The 1482-nt window shown below is 37.5% G+C and carries 2 protein-coding genes; both read left to right on the plus strand.

What is annotated here, in order from left to right; all coding sequences use genetic code 11:
- Positions 1-676, plus strand: a 676-nt coding sequence (locus tag AC1DRQ_RS31495) for a FimB/Mfa2 family fimbrial subunit (protein ID WP_477430077.1), incomplete at its 5' end; no start/stop codon positions are given.
- A gap of 34 nt (positions 677-710) precedes the next feature.
- Positions 711-1482: hypothetical protein (locus AC1DRQ_RS31500; protein ID WP_477430079.1), on the plus strand; the 772-nt coding region annotated here is incomplete at its 3' end.

Consider the following 1482-nt stretch of genomic DNA (forward strand, 5'->3'; position numbering starts at 1 on the left):
GGTATCAACCGATGCCGGTTTTGGAACCTTTACAGAGGGGTTAACTATCGGAAATTACACCATAGTAGTAGCAGCCGGAAAAACAGGTTTAGCACTGTCAAATGATATTGCTGTTGATAGTAGCAGTTTAAACACAGATATATTAACATATAATCCTTCAAATCAAGGCATACCATTTAATAAAGATGCGTTTTATAAAAAAGTTCCCTTAACAATTCCTGGCGATGCATCGCAAACCATTAACCTGGATAGGATAACCTCAGGAATGCAGGTAGTAATAAAAGATGCTATCCCCTCAAATGCTAAAACACTGAGTATCACTGTTACAAAAATTGCTAATAAATTTTATATAGGTAGTGGTACTGCCGCAAGGACAATTGGCGGCTTAGAGCTAAGGAGTACTTTTACACCCACAGATATTGGTGCCTTAAATTATACAGTTAGCAGTCAACCTTTTTTGGCTCTTCCTAAATCAGATGTAACACTTTATTGCTCATCAGGTCAAGCTTATAGTGGTATATCGAGAGCCGTAGTAGCCGATGTAATGTACATGCCCAATAAAAGAACAGTTTTAACCGGGAATTTATTTGGCGGTGCAGGTAATCCTGTTGGTAACGGTTTTCAGCTTGTTGCTGATACCAGCTGGAATGGAACTCATAGTAATAACCCATTTTAAGAATAAGTTAGCCTCTCAAAATAAAACTAAACCGATGAAAAAATACGCGCCTCTCTTATTATTGGTTTGCTTTTTTGCTTTTTCCTGTAAAAAAGATCACCGTTCTGGTACAGACCCTGATATTAAAACTTATGATATAAAATTTAACTTATCGGRTTCTACCCAATTAATAACCAACGCAACCGGCCATAAAATAAAAGTAAACGGTGTAAAAACAAATGCAACGCCGATACCAATTACCAATGATTATTTTAAATCTATTCGATACGTTGTTTATGGTGCTGCTGGAAATGTATTTCGCGCATTTAATATAGATTCAACCGCGAGTAATTTCGGTACTATTTCGGATAAGTTGCCAGCCGGGACTTACACTATTGGAATTGGTGCAGGTAAAGCCAGGTTAAAAAGTGTATTAGGGTATGCTGCGGTTGGTAGTGATTATCTATATTATTATGCAGACAATAATAATTCTGGTGCCGCTGTGTTTCCCTGGGGGGATACATTTGTTGGCAAGTTTAAAATAACCGTACAGGGTGATATTAACCAGGCCGTTACATTAAGCAGAATAGTAGGTCAGTTAGAAGTAAATATTGAAGATGCAATTCCGGCTAACGTTAAAACCATTGTGGTAACGGTAAATAAAGATTACCATTATTACGCATTTGGAGCAGAACAGCCTGTGGTTCCCGGTTTGGCTACTTTAACAACAGTTGTTCCTGACGCTGCAAAAGGAACCACCAATTTTAAAGTTGATAATATAATTTGTAATACCATAACCCCGTTTTCGGTAACTATTACTGCATATG

Source organism: Mucilaginibacter sp. P4_E8, from assembly GCF_056401495.1.